This is a genomic window from Novosphingobium pentaromativorans US6-1 (genome assembly GCF_000767465.1).
Taxonomy (GTDB): domain Bacteria; phylum Pseudomonadota; class Alphaproteobacteria; order Sphingomonadales; family Sphingomonadaceae; genus Novosphingobium; species Novosphingobium pentaromativorans.
Genome location: NZ_CP009291.1, coordinates 2,149,476 through 2,167,865, shown reverse-complemented (window position 1 = coordinate 2,167,865; position 18,390 = coordinate 2,149,476). Strand labels below are relative to the sequence as shown.

24 protein-coding genes and 1 pseudogene are annotated in these 18,390 nt (G+C 63.5%); 17 read left to right on the top strand and 8 right to left on the bottom strand.

The genetic code is table 11. The features are described 5' to 3' along the window. Nucleotides 1–133 precede the first annotated feature (133 nt). The 3 genes from JI59_RS10030 to JI59_RS10020 all read left to right on the top strand — a co-directional run bounded on the left by JI59_RS10030 (nucleotide 134) and on the right by JI59_RS10020 (nucleotide 2,386). Nucleotides 134–472: a P-II family nitrogen regulator gene (locus tag JI59_RS10030; protein ID WP_007012848.1), complete on the top strand. Its 339-nt coding sequence runs from the start codon at nucleotides 134–136 to the stop codon at nucleotides 470–472. A 29-nt stretch (nucleotides 473–501) separates the two neighbouring features. Continuing rightward, nucleotides 502–1,824, top strand: coding sequence for an ammonium transporter (locus JI59_RS10025; protein WP_007012849.1), 1,323 nt, complete (start codon nucleotides 502–504; stop codon nucleotides 1,822–1,824). 223 nt (nucleotides 1,825–2,047) lie between these two features. Next, nucleotides 2,048–2,386 (top strand): P-II family nitrogen regulator, encoded by a 339-nt coding sequence (locus JI59_RS10020; protein WP_007012850.1) that lies wholly within the window; start codon nucleotides 2,048–2,050, stop codon nucleotides 2,384–2,386. A gap of 21 nt (nucleotides 2,387–2,407) precedes the next feature. Here JI59_RS10020 and JI59_RS10015 read toward each other — a convergent pair whose 3' ends face one another. Continuing rightward, on the bottom strand, nucleotides 2,408–2,836 hold the full coding sequence (locus JI59_RS10015; RefSeq protein WP_007012851.1) for a protein tyrosine phosphatase family protein: 429 nt from the start codon (nucleotides 2,834–2,836) through the stop codon (nucleotides 2,408–2,410). A 300-nt stretch (nucleotides 2,837–3,136) separates the two neighbouring features. Between JI59_RS10015 and JI59_RS27990 the strand changes: the two genes are divergently transcribed. The 6 genes from JI59_RS27990 (at nucleotide 3,137) to queC (ending at nucleotide 8,321) form a co-directional block, all read left to right on the top strand. Then, entirely contained in the window at nucleotides 3,137–3,904 is a 768-nt protein-coding gene (locus tag JI59_RS27990; protein ID WP_038577437.1) for a cold-shock protein, read from the top strand. Between the two features lie 140 nt (nucleotides 3,905–4,044). Next, the gene (locus tag JI59_RS10005; protein WP_007012855.1) at nucleotides 4,045–5,235 is read left to right on the top strand and encodes an aspartate aminotransferase family protein; all 1,191 of its coding nucleotides are present in this window, start codon (nucleotides 4,045–4,047) and stop codon (nucleotides 5,233–5,235) included. Further along, nucleotides 5,235–6,161 (top strand): ornithine carbamoyltransferase, encoded by a 927-nt coding sequence (gene argF, locus JI59_RS10000; protein ID WP_007012856.1) that lies wholly within the window; start codon nucleotides 5,235–5,237, stop codon nucleotides 6,159–6,161. Before JI59_RS10005 ends, argF begins: the two co-directional genes overlap by 1 nt. Beyond that, complete coding sequence (hslO, locus tag JI59_RS09995) at nucleotides 6,158–7,069, top strand: Hsp33 family molecular chaperone HslO (RefSeq protein ID WP_007012857.1); 912 nt, start codon at nucleotides 6,158–6,160, stop codon at nucleotides 7,067–7,069. The genes argF and hslO overlap by 4 nt, the downstream gene beginning before the upstream one ends. A gap of 115 nt (nucleotides 7,070–7,184) precedes the next feature. Beyond that, nucleotides 7,185–7,586, top strand: coding sequence for a DUF3617 domain-containing protein (locus tag JI59_RS09990; RefSeq protein ID WP_038575955.1), 402 nt, complete (start codon nucleotides 7,185–7,187; stop codon nucleotides 7,584–7,586). Nucleotides 7,587–7,625: 39 nt separating this feature from the next. After that, the gene (gene queC / locus JI59_RS09985; RefSeq protein ID WP_007012859.1) at nucleotides 7,626–8,321 is read left to right on the top strand and encodes a 7-cyano-7-deazaguanine synthase QueC; all 696 of its coding nucleotides are present in this window, start codon (nucleotides 7,626–7,628) and stop codon (nucleotides 8,319–8,321) included. Nucleotides 8,322–8,483: 162 nt separating this feature from the next. On the opposite strand, the gene JI59_RS09980 is transcribed toward queC, so the two are convergent. The 4 genes and pseudogenes from JI59_RS09980 to JI59_RS09970 form a co-directional block, all read right to left on the bottom strand. Next, nucleotides 8,484–9,539 (bottom strand): OmpA family protein, encoded by a 1,056-nt coding sequence (locus JI59_RS09980; RefSeq protein WP_038575953.1) that lies wholly within the window; start codon nucleotides 9,537–9,539, stop codon nucleotides 8,484–8,486. Nucleotides 9,540–9,731: 192 nt separating this feature from the next. Then, entirely contained in the window at nucleotides 9,732–10,136 is a 405-nt protein-coding gene (locus tag JI59_RS27630; RefSeq protein ID WP_052117876.1) for a DUF2793 domain-containing protein, read from the bottom strand. Next, nucleotides 10,129–10,587: pseudogene (locus tag JI59_RS26180) on the bottom strand (terminase large subunit domain-containing protein); the annotation flags it as partial. The pseudogene JI59_RS26180 and the gene JI59_RS27630, both read right to left, overlap by 8 nt. Continuing rightward, entirely contained in the window at nucleotides 10,574–11,074 is a 501-nt protein-coding gene (locus JI59_RS09970; protein ID WP_007012863.1) for a hypothetical protein, read from the bottom strand. The gene JI59_RS09970 and the pseudogene JI59_RS26180, both read right to left, overlap by 14 nt. 186 nt (nucleotides 11,075–11,260) lie before the next feature. On the opposite strand from JI59_RS09970, the gene JI59_RS09965 reads away from it, so the two are divergent. The 3 genes from JI59_RS09965 (at nucleotide 11,261) to JI59_RS09955 (ending at nucleotide 12,959) form a co-directional block, all read left to right on the top strand. Then, nucleotides 11,261–11,899 carry a YqaA family protein gene (locus JI59_RS09965; RefSeq protein WP_007012864.1) on the top strand — a complete coding sequence of 213 codons (639 nt, stop codon included), beginning with the start codon at nucleotides 11,261–11,263 and terminating at the stop codon, nucleotides 11,897–11,899. Nucleotides 11,900–12,047: 148 nt separating this feature from the next. Further along, a complete protein-coding gene (locus JI59_RS09960) occupies nucleotides 12,048–12,323 on the top strand; it encodes an usg protein (RefSeq protein WP_007012865.1) in 276 nt (91 codons plus the stop codon). Between the two features lie 78 nt (nucleotides 12,324–12,401). Next, nucleotides 12,402–12,959, top strand: coding sequence for an NADPH-dependent FMN reductase (locus tag JI59_RS09955; RefSeq protein WP_038577433.1), 558 nt, complete (start codon nucleotides 12,402–12,404; stop codon nucleotides 12,957–12,959). A gap of 60 nt (nucleotides 12,960–13,019) precedes the next feature. Here the strand turns inward: JI59_RS09955 and spt are convergent, their stop codons facing one another. The 3 genes from spt to JI59_RS09940 form a co-directional block, all read right to left on the bottom strand. Next, nucleotides 13,020–14,255 carry a serine palmitoyltransferase gene (spt, locus tag JI59_RS09950; RefSeq protein WP_007012867.1) on the bottom strand — a complete coding sequence of 412 codons (1,236 nt, stop codon included), beginning with the start codon at nucleotides 14,253–14,255 and terminating at the stop codon, nucleotides 13,020–13,022. A 23-nt stretch (nucleotides 14,256–14,278) separates the two neighbouring features. Next, complete coding sequence (locus JI59_RS09945) at nucleotides 14,279–14,518, bottom strand: acyl carrier protein (protein ID WP_007012868.1); 240 nt, start codon at nucleotides 14,516–14,518, stop codon at nucleotides 14,279–14,281. A gap of 113 nt (nucleotides 14,519–14,631) precedes the next feature. Then, nucleotides 14,632–14,994 carry a response regulator gene (locus JI59_RS09940; protein ID WP_007012869.1) on the bottom strand — a complete coding sequence of 121 codons (363 nt, stop codon included), beginning with the start codon at nucleotides 14,992–14,994 and terminating at the stop codon, nucleotides 14,632–14,634. 113 nt (nucleotides 14,995–15,107) lie between these two features. Here JI59_RS09940 and JI59_RS09935 point away from each other — a divergent pair, with 113 nt between their 5' ends. The 5 genes from JI59_RS09935 to JI59_RS09915 are packed head-to-tail and all read left to right on the top strand — an operon-like array spanning nucleotide 15,108 to nucleotide 18,369. Next, nucleotides 15,108–15,335: a DUF3572 domain-containing protein gene (locus JI59_RS09935; RefSeq protein WP_007012870.1), complete on the top strand. Its 228-nt coding sequence runs from the start codon at nucleotides 15,108–15,110 to the stop codon at nucleotides 15,333–15,335. Continuing rightward, nucleotides 15,332–16,006 carry a hypothetical protein gene (locus tag JI59_RS09930; RefSeq protein WP_007012871.1) on the top strand — a complete coding sequence of 225 codons (675 nt, stop codon included), beginning with the start codon at nucleotides 15,332–15,334 and terminating at the stop codon, nucleotides 16,004–16,006. Before JI59_RS09935 ends, JI59_RS09930 begins: the two co-directional genes overlap by 4 nt. After that, a complete protein-coding gene (locus JI59_RS09925; RefSeq protein ID WP_007012872.1) occupies nucleotides 16,003–16,467 on the top strand; it encodes a RidA family protein in 465 nt (154 codons plus the stop codon). The genes JI59_RS09930 and JI59_RS09925 overlap by 4 nt, the downstream gene beginning before the upstream one ends. Next, entirely contained in the window at nucleotides 16,439–17,236 is a 798-nt protein-coding gene (locus JI59_RS09920; RefSeq protein ID WP_007012873.1) for a glycerophosphodiester phosphodiesterase family protein, read from the top strand. Before JI59_RS09925 ends, JI59_RS09920 begins: the two co-directional genes overlap by 29 nt. Next, a complete protein-coding gene (locus JI59_RS09915) occupies nucleotides 17,233–18,369 on the top strand; it encodes a GNAT family N-acetyltransferase (protein ID WP_007012874.1) in 1,137 nt (378 codons plus the stop codon). Before JI59_RS09920 ends, JI59_RS09915 begins: the two co-directional genes overlap by 4 nt. Nucleotides 18,370–18,390: the final 21 nt, after the last annotated feature.

Here is an 18,390-nt window from a genome sequence, read left to right as displayed (position 1 = left end):
GGCGTTGACCTGTGCCTGAGTTGAGGCAGACGCGTTCGAGTCCGCCTTGAATCTTGCCATTCCGTAAATTGGCACGCTGCTTGCTTATCCAGTCTGCAGCCGGCGCTGGGCCGGTGACAAACAGGGGATAGGCATGAAGTTCATCATAGCCATCATCAAGCCCTTCAAGCTCGACGAAGTTCGAGAAGCGCTGGGTGCGATCGGTGTCGCAGGCATGACCGTGTCCGAGGTGAAGGGATTCGGGCGCCAGAAGGGCCAGACGGAAATCTATCGTGGGGCCGAGTATTCGACCAACATGCTGCCGAAGGTGAAGATCGAGGTCGCCGCGACCGACGATCTGGCCGCCAAGATCGTGGAAACGATCCAGCAGGTAGCAAGCACCGAAGCAATCGGCGACGGCAAGATCTTTGTCCTCGACCTTGCTGCGGCTGTGCGTATCCGCACCGGCGAATCCGGCGACACCGCGCTTTGACAGGCGCTTCCGACAGGAGGGAATCCACGATGATCCGCAAGATGATTTGCGGCGCTGGCGTACTCGGTGCGTCCATGTTCGCCGCCATGCCCGCCTGGGCCCAGGAAGCCGCCGCTGCGGCCGCTCCGGTGCCCAACCCCGGTAACAATGCCTGGATGATGACCTCGACCGTCCTGGTCCTGCTCATGATCCTGCCCGGCCTTGCCCTGTTCTACGGCGGCCTGACCCGCTCGAAGAACATGCTTTCGACCATGACCCAGATCGGCGCGGCGGCTGCGCTCGCCATGATCATCTGGGTGGTCTATGGTTACTCGACCGCTTTCGGCCCCGAAGGCAACGCCTTCTTCAGCTGGGGCAACGCGTTCCTGGCGAACACCACGCCGGACAGCACGGCCGCCACGTTCTCTGACGAAGTCATCAGCGAATACGTCTTCATCTGCTTCCAGATGACCTTCGCCGCGATCACCGCCGCCCTCGTCCTGGGCGCGACGGTCGAGCGCATGAAGTTCTCGGCAGTGATGGCTTTCACCGCTGTGTGGCTCACCATCGTCTATTTCCCGATCGCGCACATGGTGTGGGCGGGCGGCGGCCTTCTCTTCGAGATGGGCGCTCTCGACTTCGCCGGTGGTACGGTCGTTCACATCAACGCCGGTGTCTCGGCTCTCGTTGCCGCGCTGATCCTCGGCAAGCGCAAGGGCTACCCGAGCGAACCGATGCCGCCGCACTCCATGACGCTGACCATGGTCGGCACCGGCCTGCTGTGGGTGGGTTGGTTCGGCTTCAACGCCGGTTCCGAACTCGAGGCTGACGGCACCGCCGGCCTCGCCATGATCAACACTTTCGTCGCCACCGCTTCGGCCGGCCTGTTCTGGATGCTTGCCGAGCGTTTCTCGGGCCACAAGGGTTCGGCACTGGGCTTCTGCTCGGGCATCGTCGCCGGCCTCGTCGCCGTCACCCCGGCAGCTGGCAACTCGGGCCCGTTCGGCGCGATCGTGCTTGGCGCCATCGCTTCGATCATCTGCTTCATCATGGTTTCGAAGGTGAAGCCGGCCCTCGGCTACGATGACTCGCTCGACGCTTTCGGCGTCCACGGCATCGGCGGCATCGTCGGCGCCATCGGCACCGGCTTTGTCTATCAGCCGGGCCTTGGCGGACCGGGCGACGGTTCGACCGCGATGGGCGCCCAGGTGTGGATCCAGATCCAGGCGGTTCTCGTCTCGATCGCATGGGCCGCCGTCGGCACCGTCATCGCGATCTTCATCGCCAAGCTGATCACCGGCCTGCGCGTCACTCCCGAAGTCGAGCAGGAAGGCCTCGACATCGGCGAGCACGGCGAGCGCGCCTACAACTAAGTTCCTAGAGTTTGGCGGCGGCGGGTACTTCCTCCTCTCCTCCCATCCGTCGCCGCCTAACGGTGTTCCTCCTGCGAACACAAACTGTAAGGGCCGGAGCCAGCCGCTCCGGCCCATTTTTCATGCTCTCGCCATTTTCCTATGTTTCGCGGCTGCAATGTGGGATGCTGCATCGCGGTTTCGGCACGGGCCGGAACAAACGCGCTAGCGGGCGGGGTGCGCGATGAAATACATCACGGCTATCATCAAACCCTTCAAGTTCACGGAAGTGAAGGACGCACTCGGATCGGCCGGGATTTCCGGCATGACGGTTTCCGAGGTCAGCGGTTTCGGACGCCAGAGAGGGCAGACCGAGGTTTACCGCGGCGCGGAATATACCTCGGCCATGCTGCCCAAGATCAAGCTCGAGATCGCGGTTCCGGACGGCCTTGCCGAATCGATCGTGGAAGTCATTCGCCGCACCGCGTGCAATGACGAGATCGGCGACGGCAAGATCTTCGTTTACGAGCTTGCCGATGCCCGGCGCATCCGGACTGGAGAGCAGGGCGAACTGGCGCTCTGATCGCGCGCCCGGTCGGCCGGTTCAGCTCCGCGCAGCGAGCATTTCAATCAGCTGGCGAATCGGGGATACGTCATAGCCTGCGGCGGCCGCCTTGGAGGCGATCACGGTCGGATTGTCGCCTGCCTTTGCCCGCGCGAGGGCCCAGAGCAGGGTCGAACGGGTCCCCGAACGGCAATAGGCCAGCACCGGGCCGCCAGCATTTTCCAGCGCATCGTACATCGCGTCGACCTGGGCTTCGCTGAAACCCGCGTGCGTTACCGGGATTGCGACATAGTCCATTCCGGCGGCTTTCGCAGCCGCTTCGATTTCCGCTCCCGAGGTCTGATCGTCGCTTTCACCTTCGGGACGATTGTTGATAATCCGCACGATTCCCATGTCTTTCGCGGCCGCAATGGCGTCCTGGCCGATCTGCGGGCTGGCGAAAACGGTGTCGGTAATCTGGCGGAACATGATCGTGGTTCTCCGAATTGGCGGCCTTTGCGAAGACGCATGGCACCTTCAGGGCGGCGCGATCAAGAGGCGCTCTTTAAGCAACCTGCAAGCCAAATCTACGAACCGCATGGTCCAATCCCGTGCGGTTCAACGAAAAAGGCACGTAATTGTGTTCGCCATGGGCTTGAGACTAGTGTATGAACCATGACCGCAGAAAAGATCCATGCCTTTGCGTGGCAAATTTTCTGACGTTCGGCGCGGATCGTCCACGCGACCGAGTGAATGCTTGTGGGGCGCATCGAAGGTACGTTCGTAAAGATGGGTTTTGATAGAGGTCGTCGCGGAAGGGGACGCGATAAGCGGGATCGGTTTGGAGAGGACGATTTCGATCCGTTCTTCGCCGGGCAGGATCGATTTGGAGGCGGCGATCGCTTCGGCGGTGGCGACCGTTTTGGCGGAGGCGGTGATCGCTTCGGCGGCGGTGGTGACGACCGCGGTGGCGGTGGCCCGCGCGGCGGCGGCTTCGGCGGCGGCGGCGGTGGTGGTCGCGGCTTCGGCGGCGGTGGCGGCGGCGGTCCGCGTGGCGGCGGTATGCCGGCCCAGGTCGTCGGTCAGGGCCGTGGCGTCGTAAAGTTTTTCAATTCGGCAAAGGGCTTCGGCTTCATCCAGCGCGATGAAGGCGGTGACGATGTGTTCGTGCACATCAGCTCGGTCGAGCGTGCCGGTCTCGAAGGCCTGGCCGAGGGTCAGCAGCTTGAATTCCAGCTCGTCGATCGCGGCGGCAAGGTTTCGGCGACCGACCTCGTGGTCGTCGGCGACGTGATCCCCGTGCAGAAGCGCGAGGCTGCACCGCAGCGCCAGCTGACCGGCGAAAAGGCCACCGGCACGGTGAAGTTCTTCAATTCGATGAAGGGCTTTGGCTTCATCACCCGTGACGATGGGCAGCCCGATGCCTTCGTTCACATCAGCGCAGTCGAGCGTTCCGGCCTCAGCGCCCTGAACGAAGGCGATCGCGTGGAATTCGACATCGAGGTCGATCGACGAGGCAAGTACTCGGCGGTCAACCTGTCGCCGCTTCAGGGTTGATCAGCCTGCTTTGATCCCGGTCGTTTGACCGGGGCATTGCAACAGCATAAAAGCGCGCAGATGGCGGTCCGGATAGGGCCGCCATTTGTCGTTTGCGATTTACCATTTCGTCTCATTGATTCGTTTCGAGGATTACCGACATGTCGATCACCCCGCTGATGCCCGTATACCCCCGGTGCGGAGTTCGGCCCGTTCGCGGCGAGCACTGCCATCTGATCAGCGAAGACGGCCGCCGCTTCCTCGATTTCGCCAGTGGCATTGCGGTCAATGCGCTGGGCCACTCGCACAAGGGGTTGATCGGCGCGCTGCAGAAGCAGGCCGAGACCCTGATGCATGTCTCGAACCTCTATGGCAGCCCGCAGGGCGAAGCCATCGCCCAGCGGCTGGTGGACCTGACCTTCGCCGATACGGTGTTCTTTACCAATTCGGGCGCCGAGGCGGTCGAATGCGCGATCAAGACGGCGCGTGCCTATCACCAGTCGGTCGGCAACGATGAGAAATATGAACTCATCACCTTCAACAATGCCTTCCACGGCCGCACGATGGCGACGATCAGCGCGTCCAGCCAGGAAAAGATGCACAAGGGCTTCCTGCCCCTGCTGCCCGGCTTCAAGTACGTCGATTTCAACGATCTCGAAGCCGCCAGGGCGGCGATCGGGCCCAACACTGCCGGGTTCCTGGTAGAGCCGATACAGGGCGAAGGCGGCATCCGCATCGCCGACGAGGCTTTCCTGCATGGCCTGCGTCAGCTTTGCGACGAACATGACCTGATGCTCGTACTCGACGAAGTGCAGAGCGGTGTGGGTCGTTCGGGCACGCTCTATGCCTACGAACAGTACGGTATCGAGCCGGACATCATGGCGACGGCCAAGGGCATCGGCGGCGGCTTCCCGGTTGGCGCCTGCCTTGCCACCGAAAAGGCTGCCCGCGGCATGGTCGCAGGAACACACGGTTCGACCTACGGCGGCAACCCTTTCGCAATGGCCGCGATCGGCGCAGTGCTCGACGTGATCGCCGACGATGAGTTCCTTGAAGGCGTACGCGCGACGGGTGAGCGGCTGAAGGCGCGTCTCGAACAGTTCATCGGCAACTACCCGGATCTCTTCGAACTGGTCCGTGGTCGCGGCCTGTTCATCGGGCTGAAGATGAAGGTCGAGCCACGTCCCTTCGTGGCGCACATGCGCGACAATCACCAGGTTCTCGCGGTTTCGGCCGGCGACAACGTGGTACGCGTGTTGCCGCCGCTCGTGATCGATGACAGCCACATCGACGAATTCATGGAAAAGCTGTCAGCCGCAGCGGCCAGCTACAAGCCCGAAGAGGTATCCTGATGACCCGGCATTTCCTCAGCCTGTCTGACGCAGGCGGTGACACGATCGCCGCGATGCTGAACGATGCGATCGATCGCAAGGCGGCGCGCAAGGATTGGCCCAAGGCTCGTCCCGATGCGGACGCGCCCCTGGCGGGCCACGTTCTGGCGATGATCTTCGAGAAGAATTCGACCCGCACCCGCGTATCCTTCGACATGGCGATGCGCCAGCTGGGAGGCAGCGCGCTCATCATGGAGGCGGGAAGCACGCAACTCGGCCGCGGCGAGACCGTGGCCGACACCGCACGCGTGCTCAGCCGCATGGTCGACGCGATCATGATCCGTACCGATGATCACGCCAAGATCGAGGAGCTGGCGCATTATGCCGAAGTTCCGGTGATCAACGGCCTGACCGACCTGTCGCACCCGTGCCAGATCGTCGCGGACCTGCTGACCGTCGTCGAACGCGGGTTCGCGCTGCCCGGTCTTCAGGTCGCGTGGCTCGGGGACGGCAACAATGTCGCCAATTCGCTGATCGAGGCGGCGGGGCAGATGAAGTTCACCGTGCGTATCGGCGGGCCTGCCGGCTATGAGCCGAACGCCGGCTTCATCGAGCAGGCGCGCGCTGCCGGGGCCGAGGTGATCCTTACCCAGGATCCGGCCGAAGCGGTCAAGGGGGCGCAAGTCGTCGTAACCGATACCTGGGTGTCGATGGGCCAGCCGGGCGGGGAAAAGCACGTCGCGGCGATGCAGCCCTATCAGGTCAATGCGGCGCTCATGGCGCAGGCCGATCCCCGTGCGATGTTCCTGCACTGCCTGCCCGCGCACCGCGAGGAGGAAGTGACCAACGAAGTGATCGACGGACCGCAGTCTGCCGTCTGGGATGAGGCGGAGAACCGCCTCCATTCGCAGAAGTCCGTCCTGTTGTGGGCACTGGGCAAGCTGTGAGCGAGGACTATCTGATCGTGAGCGAGGAAACCGGCTTCGACCGGGTCCTCGCGTTCACGGTTCCCGATCGCCATGCCCGCGGGCGGGTCGTGCGGCTGGGGCCTGCGCTCGAGACCGTCCTGTCGGCGCATGACTATCCCGTGAAGGTCAAGCACCTGCTTGCCGAGGCCCTGGTGTTGACGGCTCTCATGGGCTCGCTCCTCAAGGAGAACGGTTCGCAGCTGACGGTGCAGGCGCAGGCGGAGGGCGGTCCAGTCGACTTGATGGTATGTGATTACCGCGACGGCGAGATCCGCGGCTACGTCCGTCACGACGAAGCGCTCCTGGCCAAGCTCGGCGAAGACGAGACTTCGCTGGAAGCGCTCTTCGGCAAGGGATACTTCGCGATCACGTTCGACCTAGCGGTGACCAAGGAGCGTTACCAGGGCGTGGTACCGCTGGAAGGGGAATCGCTAGCTCAGGCCTGCGAATCCTACTTCGCGCAATCCGAGCAGGTGCCCACGCTGATCCGCGTGGCGGTCCGCTCCAACGACCCGCGCTGCGTGGCCGGCGGCCTGCTGGTCCAGCACCTGCCCGAAGGCGAAGAGGGCAAGGAGCGGCTCCACGCGCAGGAAGACCATCCCGATTGGGCCCATGTTTCGATCATGGCAGGCAGCACCAGGCCCGAAGAGCTGGTCGATCCCGTCCTCAATCTCGAGCAGCTAGTCTGGCGCCTGTTCCATGAGGAAAGCGAAGTTCGCGTCGAGCAACTCGGACATCTTCGACGCGGTTGCCGTTGTACGGTGGAACATTACCAGTCGATTCTTTCCCGCTTCGAGGAAAAAGAACTGGCGGAGATGCGCGATGACGACGGGACGATTCCGGTCGACTGTGCTTTCTGTTCGAAAGTATTGCAAATCCCGGTTTAACAGCGGCTTGGCTGCCGGGTCCTTGTTTTTCATGTCCGGATTGCCGATATTGGCACTGAATGACTGAATTGGCGAAGACTCTTGTAGTCATGCCTCAAGGGTGACGACTGGAAAGATGAGCAAATTTGCGTTGGCAATGCTGTTTGGCGGTGCCTCGCTTGCCGTGGCCTTGCCGGCCTACGGGGAGCGGAACTCCCTGTCGATGCTCGATCATCTCGACAGCGGCGACTGGGAGCTGCGCCAGAGGGACGGTGCCGGGCAGAGCAACATCTGTCTCGACAATGGTCGCAAGCTGATCCAGCTGCGCCATCAGGGCCTCAACTGCAGCACCGTCATCGTCGAGGACACGCCGAACGAGGTAACGGTTCAGTATACGTGCCGCGGTCAGGGCTATGGCCGCACACATATCCGGCGAGAGACCGATGGCCTGATCCAGATCGACAGCCAGGGTATCGTGGACGGTCGTCCCTTCGTTTATGCGGCGGAAGGACGGCGCGTCGGCAATTGCCGCAGCTGACGGTTGTCAACGCCGCAATGCGGGCTTAGCGCGGGCGTCATGCAGGATCATCTTTCCAACCAGTCCCGGCAAGCGGTCGTCCTGCTTTCCGGTGGTCTCGATTCCATGGTCTCGGCAGCTCTGGCCAAGGAGGCCGGCTTTGCCGTCAATGCCCTGACCATCGACTATAACCAACGCCACCGGCGCGAGATCGACGCGGCGCGCACGATCGCCGAGGAACTCGGTGCGCAGCGCCATGTCGTCCTGCCGCTCGATCTGCGCCGGTTCGGCGGCTCGGCGCTGACCGATGACATTGACGTTCCCAAGGGCGGCGTCGGAGCGGACATTCCGGTCACTTATGTTCCCGCCCGCAATCTCGTCTTCCTGTCGTTGACGCTGGCCTGGGCCGAGACGGTCGGGGCAAAGGACATCTTCATCGGCGTGAACGCGCTCGATTACTCGGGCTATCCCGATTGCCGGCCCGAGTTCATCTCTGCTTTTGAAAATATCGCGACCCTGGCCACCAAGGTCGGCGCCGAGGGCAACGCCTTCTCCATTCACGCACCGCTTCAGTACATGAGCAAGGCGGAAATCGCGAGCGAGGCGCATCGTCTGGGCCTCGATGCGGGGATGAGCTGGTCCTGCTACGATCCGCAGCCCGATGGCCGGGCATGTGGCCTGTGCGATAGCTGCCGCCTGCGCAAGGCGGGTTTTGAGCAGGCTGGCCTTGTGGATCCCACCGACTACGCGGCCTAGCGCCGACTGACTTCATTGCCGGCAAGCCTGCGGGTGTGATCGCAAGGTCGCCCCGGATGCGTTTGCGCGTCCGGGATCGGCCATTCTCTGGCATTTCGAGGGCAAAAGAAAAGGGGGACGGATCGCTCCGTCCCCCCGATCTTTTTACCGTTGCCGGTTCGCTTACATGCCCGAGCCCGGACCGTAAGTGATCTCGACGCGGCGGTTCTGCAGCTCGCGCACACCGTCTGCGGTGGGAACGCGCGGGTTGGCTTCACCGAACGCTTCGCTCGAGATCGCACCGTCGGGGATGCCGTGGCTGGTGAGGTACGAACGGACCGAAGCGTTACGACGCTCGGAGAGGCCCATGTTGTACGTCACGGTACCCGAACGGTCGGTGTAACCGGCGAGCATGATCGGCACGTTGTCGCAGTTGCCATAGGCACTGACGGCGCTGTCGAGAATGGTCGCGGCTTCCGGCGTGATGTCCGACTTATCCCAGTCGAAGAACACGATGTACGGGCCCTTGTTGCAGACCACCGGCGGCGGGGGCGGCGGGGGCGGCGGCGGAGGCGGGGGCGGCGGCGGCGGCGGCGGGGGCGGCGGTGCCGCTTCTTCGCCACCGAAGTTGTAGCCCAGGGTCGCCATCAGCGAGTGCGAACGCCAGCGGGTGCTTGCGTCGCTTCCGCCCAGGACCACATCGACGTTGTCGACGTTCATGAAGCGGTACTTGAGGCCGGCGTCCCAATGCTTGGTGATCGGAGCGCGAACGCCTGCGAGTGCCTGCCATGCGAAGCCGGTGTCGGAGTCGCTGCCGACGCCTTCGAAGCGATAGTCGACGCGACCAACGCCGACGCCACCGCCGACAAAGCCCTGGATGCCGTCATCGGGTCCGAAGTCGAGCAGGCCGTTGAGCATGAACGACAGCATCGAGCTGTGACCGCGGTCGCTGAACGTACCCAGGTCAATGTCGCTCACGGTGTCGTTTTCTGCACGACGATAGCTGGCTTCGGTTTCGAGGCGGAAGCCACCGAAGTCGTAACCGATCGCCGCACCGCCGTCATAACCGGTATGCGTGTCAAGAGATGCAGCGTTGTTGACGCCGTCAATATCGAAGTCCGCGTCTTCGACGATCATGCCGCCGAAGTCGAGTTCCAGATACCAGCTGTCATCGCGCGCGAACGCGGGCGTGGCGATAGCTGTAGAAGCCAGCGCCAGTCCAATGACGAGTTTCCTCATACGTTTCCCCTACTAATAGAGATTTGGAGCCACCGAGTGGGTGGAGTGTCTAACCCTTCAACAAACCGGGTGCAAGCGCACAATGACGGCGACTGTTGCAGAAATGTCGCGTTTTCGGGGGGTTGGCGCTGTGCGACGACGCTGTATTGAGCGTTGAAAATCACCTGCTGAACCCCTGTTCATCGTTTCCGGTTACGCCGAGGGAGAGATACCCAAGGCTTGCAGGACCGCGATTATCTCATTGATCGAGGCCCGAGCCTCCACATCAACGGTCGAGCCTCCAACTGGTTCCTCAAGAATGGAACCTTTTCTCCAAAAAGCAAAAAAGAGCCGTTCCTGCCCGCTGGACCGATCGAAGATCCGCATGCCGTCGCGCGGTTGGAGAAAGATCCAATTACCTCCCTGCATTGAGGCAATCTCGTGTTCGTGTCCTGCCCATTCGCCTTGGGAATCGGCGCTGACCAGCCAGCTGTCTCCTTCGGCAGGATTTTCGGGCGGCTCCGGGTTTTCCCCTAGAATAGTACAGTGCACAGCGGCATCGATCCGCGCAAAGGCCTCGTTGACGAGGATCTCTTTCCCGGCCTGTCCGGAATACATGGCTGTGCTGCGGACCGCGCAGCGATTCCGGTTCGCCGGCCGAATAGAGCAGGGCCTGCGCGCCGCTGGGCCAGATCAGCCGGCGCAAAGACGGCTCGAAACCCGGCGCGCGGCACGGCGGAGAGATTGCGAGCAATCCGCTTTCGCCCTCGACCATGACCGCGCGTACTTCGGGCAGGGTCGCCCCCACCAGCGCAATGCGCGCCGCGGGATCAGACTCTGCAATCGAACGAACCCATTCGGCACCTGCGCGGGTCTTGCCGAAACCGCGGCCGGCCATGACCAGCCATGTCCGCCAGTCGCCCGCAGGGGGAAGCTGCCCGGGGCGTGCCCAGAGCCGCCAATGGGTGAGGAATTCGGCCTGTTCGGCCTCGCTGAGTTCGCGCACCCGCCTGCGTCTCTCGCGCAGCGGCAGCGAGAGCAGCCAGGCCAGGCGTTCACTGCGTCTCATCGGCAGCCCTGTCCGCATCCGAGATGGCAGCACTGCTGCGGGCGCGCATACGGTCCAGCTTGGCGTCGATGGCATCGAGGATGGCCCCGGCATCGCGGCTTTCGCGCTGTGCTCGCTGCCTGGAGACTGCTTCGCGGTGGAGTGTGAGCAGGCGCAGGGCAGTGGCGTTGTCGAAGAGGCGCGCGCCGCGCCGGGAACCGGCCGCGGGCTTCACTTCCCCTTCGCGCAGCCGATGCAGCAGGTTCATCTCGAGGTGGTCGTAGCCCTCGCAAAGCGCCTCGTGCCAAGCGCGACAGAATTCGGGGTCTTGGCGCCGGGCTTCGTAGGCCAGCGCAGGGGCAATGCCGGCCTTGCGGGCAGAGGCAGCGACGTTCGAACTTGCCGCCAGTTCGGAAAGGAAGCGCGCGCGCCAGTCATGCTCGGCCGACGACGCGGGTTCCGCCGGAACGGGACACGCGACGCGGCCGGACGAAAGTGTGTCCGCCATGTTCGATCCATGATGAGAGGAATGCTCGCGAACCGAGGCCCTTGGGCGACCCGGTTTATCGCGATGTTCCTGCTGTGTACCGAAAGAGCGTGACGATGTCAAGTATTAATAACCAAATAGGTTATTGCTTGTCGGGAAACCCGCCTGCCTCTAAGCACGCGCCTACTGAATCCTCCGGAGAATTCGATGCTGCGTCGCCTTTACGATTGGACCATGGCCAAGGCCGCGCATCGGCATGCCGAATGGTGGCTGGCTGCCTTCGCCTTCGTGGAGGCCAGCTTCTTCCCGGTGCCGCCGCATCCCTTGCTGGGCCTGATGTGCCTGGCCGAACCGAAGAAGGCGATTCGCTTTGCGATCATCGCCACCCTTGCTTCGGTAGCCGGCGGCCTGCTCGGCTACGCGATCGGCCATTTTGCCTACGAGGCCTTCGGCGAAACGCTGCTGCGCGCGCTGGGCCTGGCGGAAAGTTTCCCCAAGGCGGCCTGCTACTTGCGCGAATACGGGGCGGAAATCATCGTCGTGAAGGGGGCGACGCCGATCCCTTTCAAGCTGCTGACGATCACGGCCGGCTTCATCGGCATGAACCTCGCGGTGTTCATAGGGGCATCGATCGTTTCCCGTTCGATCAGCTTCATGATCGTCGGCGTGCTGTTCCGACTCTTCGGCGCGCCGATCAAGGCGGTGATCGACAAGCATCTGGGCAAGGTCACCGCCGCTTTCGCTGTGCTCGTGGTAGCCGGTTTCCTTGCCATTGCCTTCCTCGGCGGCGGCGCGGAGCAGACCAACGAGAAGTGCGAAGCAGTTGCGGTGACGCAACCGGCGTGATCCTGCGGAAGCGCGCGCAATCGTAAACTTCGGGTCAGGGATTCTTCGCGGTTGCGGAGATACTTGACTGGAATGCGACTTGTGGCATTCTCTCCTTGCTGCACTGCAATATGTGGGCAGTGCCGGAAGGAGGGCTATGGCTGTTCGGATGGATGGAGCAAGTCAGGATTTCATGAAGCAGCTCGAAGGCTACGGGCTTTCGACCATAGAGATCCACTATTTCCTGCCGGACCATCCGAAGCTGCTTCAGCTCTTCGCATTTCAGCAATACGATGTGGCGCCGCGCTTCCCGGTACTTCGCGGTTTTCTCGACTACTGGAGCCGCGAAATCGAAGGACCGCTGCATTCGGTCCGGATTGCGCACAATCACCTGATCGGTCCGCAGGAATGGCAGGCCGTGGACGGGATCATTTCCATCCACTGACGACTTGAGGCACAAGGCGTGAAGGGAACGGCAGGGGCCGATGCGGGTTCTTGCCGGAACCGGGAACAGGAGAACGCCATGCCCCTCAAGATAGCCGTCATCGTCGGCAGTTTGCGCGACGAATCGTTCAATCGTAGGCTGGCCAAGGCCATGGTGGCCCTGCCCGAAGCGCAGGGCCATGGCTTCACCTTTGCCGATATCGGTGCGCTGCCGCTCTACAATCAGGATCAGGACGCCGATCAGCCGCAGGCCGTCAGGGACCTGAAGGCGCTTGTAACCGAGTCCGACGGGGTGATCTTCGCAACGCCGGAATATAACCGTTCGATCCCCGGCGTTCTCAAGAACGCGATCGATCATGGATCGCGTCCCCCGGGGCATAGCTGCTGGAAAGGCAAGCCGGCGGGCGTGATCGGCACTTCGCCGGGGAAGCTGGGCACCGCGGCCGCGCAGCAGCACTTGCGCAATGTTCTGGCCGTCCTCGACATGCCCACCCTGGGCTTGCCGGAGGCCTATCTGCAATGGAGCGACGACCTGCTGACCGCGCAGGGCCAGTTCGCCGAAGGCACGGTCGGCTTTGCGGGGAAATGGATGACGGCGTTTCTTGGCTACGTCGCCCTGCATTCCGGCAAGGGCTGAGCGCACGGGCGAGGTGCAATGATCGGCAGGCGCACGCTGACGCCTGCCGATCGCGTCGTGTCAGATGATGCCCACAGTCTTGCCGGCGCGCGTGAACATGCCGATGATCTGCTCGACCTGCTCGGCCGAATGTTCGGCGCATAGCGAGCAGCGCAGCAGGGTCATGTTGGCGGGGGTTGCCGGCGGCCTTGCGAGGTTCACGTAGAGGCCCTCGTGCAGCAGCGCTTCCCACATCGCCGCGCCTCGCTCGAGGTCGGGCATGATAACCGAGATGATCGCGCTTTGCGGCTCGTTCGTGCCCAGTTCGAACCCGGCTTCGCGCAGGCCCTTGTGCAGCGTGCGCGAGTTTTCCCAGAGGTGCGCCCGCTTGTCGCCGGCATTCATCAGCTTGCGGATCGAGGTGCAGGCGGTGGCGACCACGCTCGGCGGAAGGCTTGCGGTGAACACGTAGGGGCGGCACACGAGGCGCATGATCTCGAACTTGGGATGGTTCGAGACGCAGAACCCGCCGACCGTGCCGACCGACTTGGAGAAGGTGCCGATCACGAAATCGACATCTTCGAGACAGTCCTGGTCTTCGGCGACGCCGCGGCCGTTGGGGCCGATGAAGCCCATCGAATGCGCCTCGTCGACCAGCACCATTGCGCCGTACTTCTTGGCGACGGCGATCATTTCCTTGAGCGGGGCGATGTCGCCCAGCATGGAGTAGACGCCTTCGAGAATGACGAGCTTGCCGGCGCCTTCGGGAATGCGGCGCAGGCGCTTTTCCATCGCCTCGATGTCATTGTGCTTGAAGGGCACGACTTCGGCGTCGCCCATCTTGCAGCCGTCCCAGATCGAGGCGTGGCTGTCGATATCGAGGACGATGTAGTCGCCCTTGCCGGCGATGGTCGAGATAATGCCGAGGTTGGCCTGATACCCGGTCGAGAAGACCATGGCGTGATCCATGCCGTAGAATTCGCAAAGCGCTTCCTCGACGGCCTTGTGCCCGGCGTAGGTGCCGTTGAGCACGCGGCTGCCTGTGGTGCCCGAACCGAAATCGTCGAGCGCCTGCTTGCCCGCCTCGATCACGTCGGGATCGAAGGTCATGCCCATGTAGTTGTAGGTGCCGAGCAGGATCGTCTCGCGGCCGTTGCACATTGCCACGGTCGGTGAAAGCACGCGCTCCATCACGAGGCCGAAGGGATCCGTGACGCCGGAGGCGAGCAGGTTCTCGCGCATCTGGATCAGCGGGTCGAACTTGCTGAACAGGTCCGCGTGGGTTTCGGTTACATTGTCGCTGAGCATGTCGGTCATGGGCCGTTTCCTTGGGAGTTCCGTCAGCCCTGGAGCTTGACCACGGCGTCGACGAGCTGGCCGTAATTCTCGATCTCGGCCTGCTGGTTCATCGAGATGATGATGTCGAATTCGTCTTCGATCGCCGCGACGAAATCCATGACGGTGAGGCTGTCGAACTCAAGGTCGTCGGTAAAGCGGGTCGAGTCGGTGATCTCGATGCCCTTCTTGTTGAAGGGTTCGATCAGTGCGGCGATCCGGGCCGAGGTTTCTTCGCGGTCCATGGTCTTTTCAACTCCGATAGGGTCCGGCGGCTCTCTGGCCGGGAAATGCGGCGCAAAAGCGGCGCTGCGCGGCAAAGTCAAGCTTACTCGCAGGCGGCCGGATCATAAACGCCCTAGATAAGGGCCTTCACCGCCTGCATGAAGGGGCCGATCGAGACCGGCTTGGCCAGATAGCCTTCGGCGCCTGCCTCGCGAATCCGCTCCTCGTCGCCCTTCCCGGCATAGGCAGTGACCGCCAGGACCGGGATCGTGCGCAGGATTGGGTCCTTCTTGGCGGCCTCGATCAGGTCCAGGCCGGAGACATTGGGCAACTGGATGTCCATGATGACGAGGTTGGGCACGAAATCGCGCGCGCGGTCGAGCGCATCGAGGCCGTCGGCAACCGGCTCCACGGCGAAGCCCTGGCTCTTGAGCACGTCGCAAAAGAGCTTCCGATTGAGGTCGTTGTCCTCGACAACGAGGATTCGCTTTGCCATTCGACGCCTGGACACCATCTAGGGGTTCCCTACCGCTCTATGTTACGCAAGCGAGGCTGACAATTCTCAGAGACAAGCCATCCCCAGCCAACGACGATCCACAGGCCCTGGCCTTGAATGCCCTGGGCTGGGTGCTGGGCGACGACGATCGCGCGACCCGTTTCCTCGCCCTGACCGGACTGACGCCCGATTCGCTGCGCGCTTCGCTGGGCGAACCGGCGACGCTGGCGGCGGTCATCGAGTTCCTGTGCGCGCACGAGGCCGACCTTGTTGCCGCTTCCGAGGCACTGGGCATTGCTCCGGGAACGCTGGTCGCGGCGCGTGAAAGGCTGGCACGATGAAAAAGCCCCTGCTTATTACCGACTGCGATGAAGTGCTGCTCTACATGGTCACGCACTTTCGCGACTGGCTGGCCGAGGATGAAGGCGTGACCTTCGATCTCGCCCGCAGCGACTTCTACCGGTCGATGCGCCGTGCCGACAGCGACGAGCCGCTTTCTGAACAGGACGCCTGGCGTCTACTCAACAAGTTCTTCGACGGCCAGATGCACCGGCAGACCCCGGTTGAGGGCGCGATTGCGGCGATCGGGACCATCTCCGAACATGCCGACGTCCTCGTTCTCACCAATCTCATGGATTTTCGCAAGGAAGCGCGCACCCGGCAACTTGCCGACCACGGCATCGACCTGCGCGTCTATACCAACCAGGGACCGAAGGGGCCTGCGCTGAAGGCAATTCTCGATGAGTATGCGCCGAGCCAGGCGGTATTTATCGACGATCTGGCCGTGCATCATGGCTCGGTTCGCGACGTCGCCCCAGACATCGGCCGGCTGCACTTGTGCGCGGAGCCGAGCATCGCCTCGCATATTCCCTGCGCCCACAAGGCCGGGGACGCGCATGTCCGCATCGACGATTGGGACAGCGCACTGCCCTGGTTGCTCGACCGCCTCGTCAATCCCACGGAGGCTGCTCCCCAGGCCGCCGAAACTTCGAAGGACAGTGAAGACAAATGAGTGAAATCGACGCCCGCCTTGAACAGCTTGGCCTCGTCCTGCCTCAACCGGCGGCACCCGTTGCCGCCTATGTCCCCGTCGTCGTTTCCGGCGACGTGGCTTATGTCTCGGGCCAGTTGCCTTTCGTCGAGGGCAAGCTGGTGACCGGCCGCCTCGGCGAGGATGTCTCGCTCGAGCAGGGCATCGAGGCCGCGCAGGCCTGCGGGGTGATGATCCTCGCCCAGCTCAAGGCCGCGATCGGATCGCTCGACCGGGTCGAGCGCGTGGTGAAGCTCGGGGCCTTCGTTAATTCCACCGGCGACTTCACCGATCAGCCCAAGGTCGCCAATGGCGCGTCGGAGCTGATGGCTGCCGTCTTCGGCGAAGCCGGGCAGCATGCGCGAAGCGCGGTCGGCGTGCCGGTACTTCCGCTCGGCGCCGCCGTCGAAGTGGATGCCGTTGTTGCCCTTCGCCCTGCTTGATCGCTGGTTTGCGCCGGCTCCCGAACCGCGCAAGGTCGCGTGGGTCGGCGCGCATAGCTACGCCCATCGCGGGCTTCATGCGCCGGGCGTGCCCGAGAATTCCTGCGCTGCCATCGAACATGCGATTGCCGGCGGTTACGGGATCGAGTGCGACGTGCAGCGTTCGGGGGACGGCCAACCGGTCGTCTTTCATGACTTCGACCTCGATAGACTGACGCAGGAGAGCGGGCCGGTGGCCCGGCGCAGCGCGGCCCAGCTCGGCGCCATGCAGCTGTCGGGAACGGCGCAAACGATCCCGACCCTGCGGCAGGTCCTCAAGCTCGTCGACGGGCAGGTGCCGATTCTGATCGAGGTGAAGTCGAGCCGGGAGCAACGCGTGGCCGCGACCTGCCTGGCCGTGCGCCGCGTGCTGGAAGGCTACACCGGCGCGCACGGAGTGATGAGCTTCGATCCGCGCGTCGCGGGCTGGTTTCGCAGGCACTCGCCGCACACCGTGCGCGGCCTTGTCGTGACCGAGGGGGAAGATCGCGCCCTTCCGGGGAGGATCCGCAGGCATCTTGCACTCTGGCACGCCAGACCCGATTTTCTGGCCTACGACATCCGCGATCTGCCCAGCAGGTTCGCTGCGAGCCAGCGGCGGCGGGGCATTCCGGTCGCCACCTGGACGGTGCGTTCGGCCGAACATCGCGATCGTGCGGCGGTCCACGCCGATGCCCCGATCTTCGAAGGCGTCGTGGTGGCAGAGAAAGGAGCGGGCGCGGCAGCGTGAGCGAAGGCGAATTCACTGCGAGAATCCATTCCGCCATCGGGGCGCTTCCCGCTGGTGAGTGGGATGCCCTTGCCGGGGGCGGCAACCCCTTCGTTTCCCACGCCTTTCTCAGCGCGCTCGAGGAATCGGGCAGTGTCGGCGGGCGCAGCGGCTGGCAACCGGTCCCGATCACTATCGAAGGGCCGAACGGAAGCCTTGCCGCAGCCTTGCCGTCCTATCTCAAGCAGCACAGCCAGGGCGAATATGTCTTCGACCATGCCTGGGCCGATGCCTGGCACCGGGCCGGGGGCGAGTACTATCCCAAGCTGCAGATCGCCGTGCCCTTCACCCCGGCAACCGGCCCGCGCCTGCTGACGCCGCATCCCGAACTGACATTGCCACTGCTGCGCGCGGCGGAAACGCTGTGCCGGGACAACGGTTTTTCCTCCGCCCATGCCACTTTCATCGAGCCTGCGCAGGTCCCGCACTTCGAGAAGGCCGGTTGGCTCCTGCGCGAGGATATCCAGTTCCACTGGGAAAACCGCGAGTATGCGGACTTCGAGGAATTCCTGGCCGCGCTGTCGTCGCGCAAGCGCAAGGATATCCGCAAGGAGCGCGCGAAGGCGCAGGAGGGCGTCGAGATTCGCACCCTGCGCGGCGAGAACATCCGCGAGGAGCACTGGGACGCGTTCTGGGAGTTCTATCAGGACACCGGCGCCCGCAAGTGGGGGCGGCCTTACCTGACGCGATCGGCCTTCACGCTCATGGGCAAGACGATGGCGGACCGCATTCTGCTGGTACTGGCCTTCATGGACGGCGAGCCGGTGGCCGGTGCGCTGAACTTCATCGGCGACGAGGCGCTCTACGGTCGCTACTGGGGCGCGCGGATCGACAAGCCGTTCCTGCACTTCGAGCTATGCTACTATCAGGCGATCGATGCGGCGATCGCGCTGGGCCTCTCTCGCGTAGAGGCCGGGGCCCAGGGCGGGCACAAGCTGGCGCGTGGCTATGAGCCGGTGCGCACGGTTTCGGCGCACTACATCGTCCACGACGGCCTGCGCGAGGCGATTGCCGAGTACCTTGAGCGGGAACGCGCCGGGATTGCCCAGGACCAGCTGTGGCTGGGCGAGAGAGCGCCCTACCGCAAGGCCTGAACCGGAAGGCAGTTCCGGTCC

Excerpts from the sequence above, each read along its gene's own strand:
- JI59_RS10030 (WP_007012848.1), top strand. The coding sequence starts at position 134 with ATGAAGTTCATCATAGCCATCATCAAGCCCTTCAAGCTCGACGAAGTT.
- JI59_RS10025 (WP_007012849.1), top strand. The coding sequence starts at position 502 with ATGATCCGCAAGATGATTTGCGGCGCTGGCGTACTCGGTGCGTCCATG.
- JI59_RS10020 (WP_007012850.1), top strand. The coding sequence starts at position 2,048 with ATGAAATACATCACGGCTATCATCAAACCCTTCAAGTTCACGGAAGTG.
- JI59_RS10015 (WP_007012851.1), bottom strand. The coding sequence starts at position 2,836 with ATGTTCCGCCAGATTACCGACACCGTTTTCGCCAGCCCGCAGATCGGC.
- JI59_RS27990 (WP_038577437.1), top strand. The coding sequence starts at position 3,137 with ATGGGTTTTGATAGAGGTCGTCGCGGAAGGGGACGCGATAAGCGGGAT.
- JI59_RS10005 (WP_007012855.1), top strand. The coding sequence starts at position 4,045 with ATGTCGATCACCCCGCTGATGCCCGTATACCCCCGGTGCGGAGTTCGG.
- argF (WP_007012856.1), top strand. The coding sequence starts at position 5,235 with ATGACCCGGCATTTCCTCAGCCTGTCTGACGCAGGCGGTGACACGATC.
- JI59_RS09990 (WP_038575955.1), top strand. The coding sequence starts at position 7,185 with ATGAGCAAATTTGCGTTGGCAATGCTGTTTGGCGGTGCCTCGCTTGCC.
- queC (WP_007012859.1), top strand. The coding sequence starts at position 7,626 with ATGCAGGATCATCTTTCCAACCAGTCCCGGCAAGCGGTCGTCCTGCTT.
- JI59_RS09980 (WP_038575953.1), bottom strand. The coding sequence starts at position 9,539 with ATGAGGAAACTCGTCATTGGACTGGCGCTGGCTTCTACAGCTATCGCC.
- JI59_RS27630 (WP_052117876.1), bottom strand. The coding sequence starts at position 10,136 with ATGTATTCCGGACAGGCCGGGAAAGAGATCCTCGTCAACGAGGCCTTT.
- JI59_RS09970 (WP_007012863.1), bottom strand. The coding sequence starts at position 11,074 with ATGGCGGACACACTTTCGTCCGGCCGCGTCGCGTGTCCCGTTCCGGCG.
- JI59_RS09965 (WP_007012864.1), top strand. The coding sequence starts at position 11,261 with ATGCTGCGTCGCCTTTACGATTGGACCATGGCCAAGGCCGCGCATCGG.
- JI59_RS09960 (WP_007012865.1), top strand. The coding sequence starts at position 12,048 with ATGGATGGAGCAAGTCAGGATTTCATGAAGCAGCTCGAAGGCTACGGG.
- JI59_RS09955 (WP_038577433.1), top strand. The coding sequence starts at position 12,402 with ATGCCCCTCAAGATAGCCGTCATCGTCGGCAGTTTGCGCGACGAATCG.
- spt (WP_007012867.1), bottom strand. The coding sequence starts at position 14,255 with ATGACCGACATGCTCAGCGACAATGTAACCGAAACCCACGCGGACCTG.
- JI59_RS09945 (WP_007012868.1), bottom strand. The coding sequence starts at position 14,518 with ATGGACCGCGAAGAAACCTCGGCCCGGATCGCCGCACTGATCGAACCC.
- JI59_RS09940 (WP_007012869.1), bottom strand. The coding sequence starts at position 14,994 with ATGGCAAAGCGAATCCTCGTTGTCGAGGACAACGACCTCAATCGGAAG.
- JI59_RS09930 (WP_007012871.1), top strand. The coding sequence starts at position 15,332 with ATGAAAAAGCCCCTGCTTATTACCGACTGCGATGAAGTGCTGCTCTAC.
- JI59_RS09925 (WP_007012872.1), top strand. The coding sequence starts at position 16,003 with ATGAGTGAAATCGACGCCCGCCTTGAACAGCTTGGCCTCGTCCTGCCT.
- JI59_RS09920 (WP_007012873.1), top strand. The coding sequence starts at position 16,439 with ATGCCGTTGTTGCCCTTCGCCCTGCTTGATCGCTGGTTTGCGCCGGCT.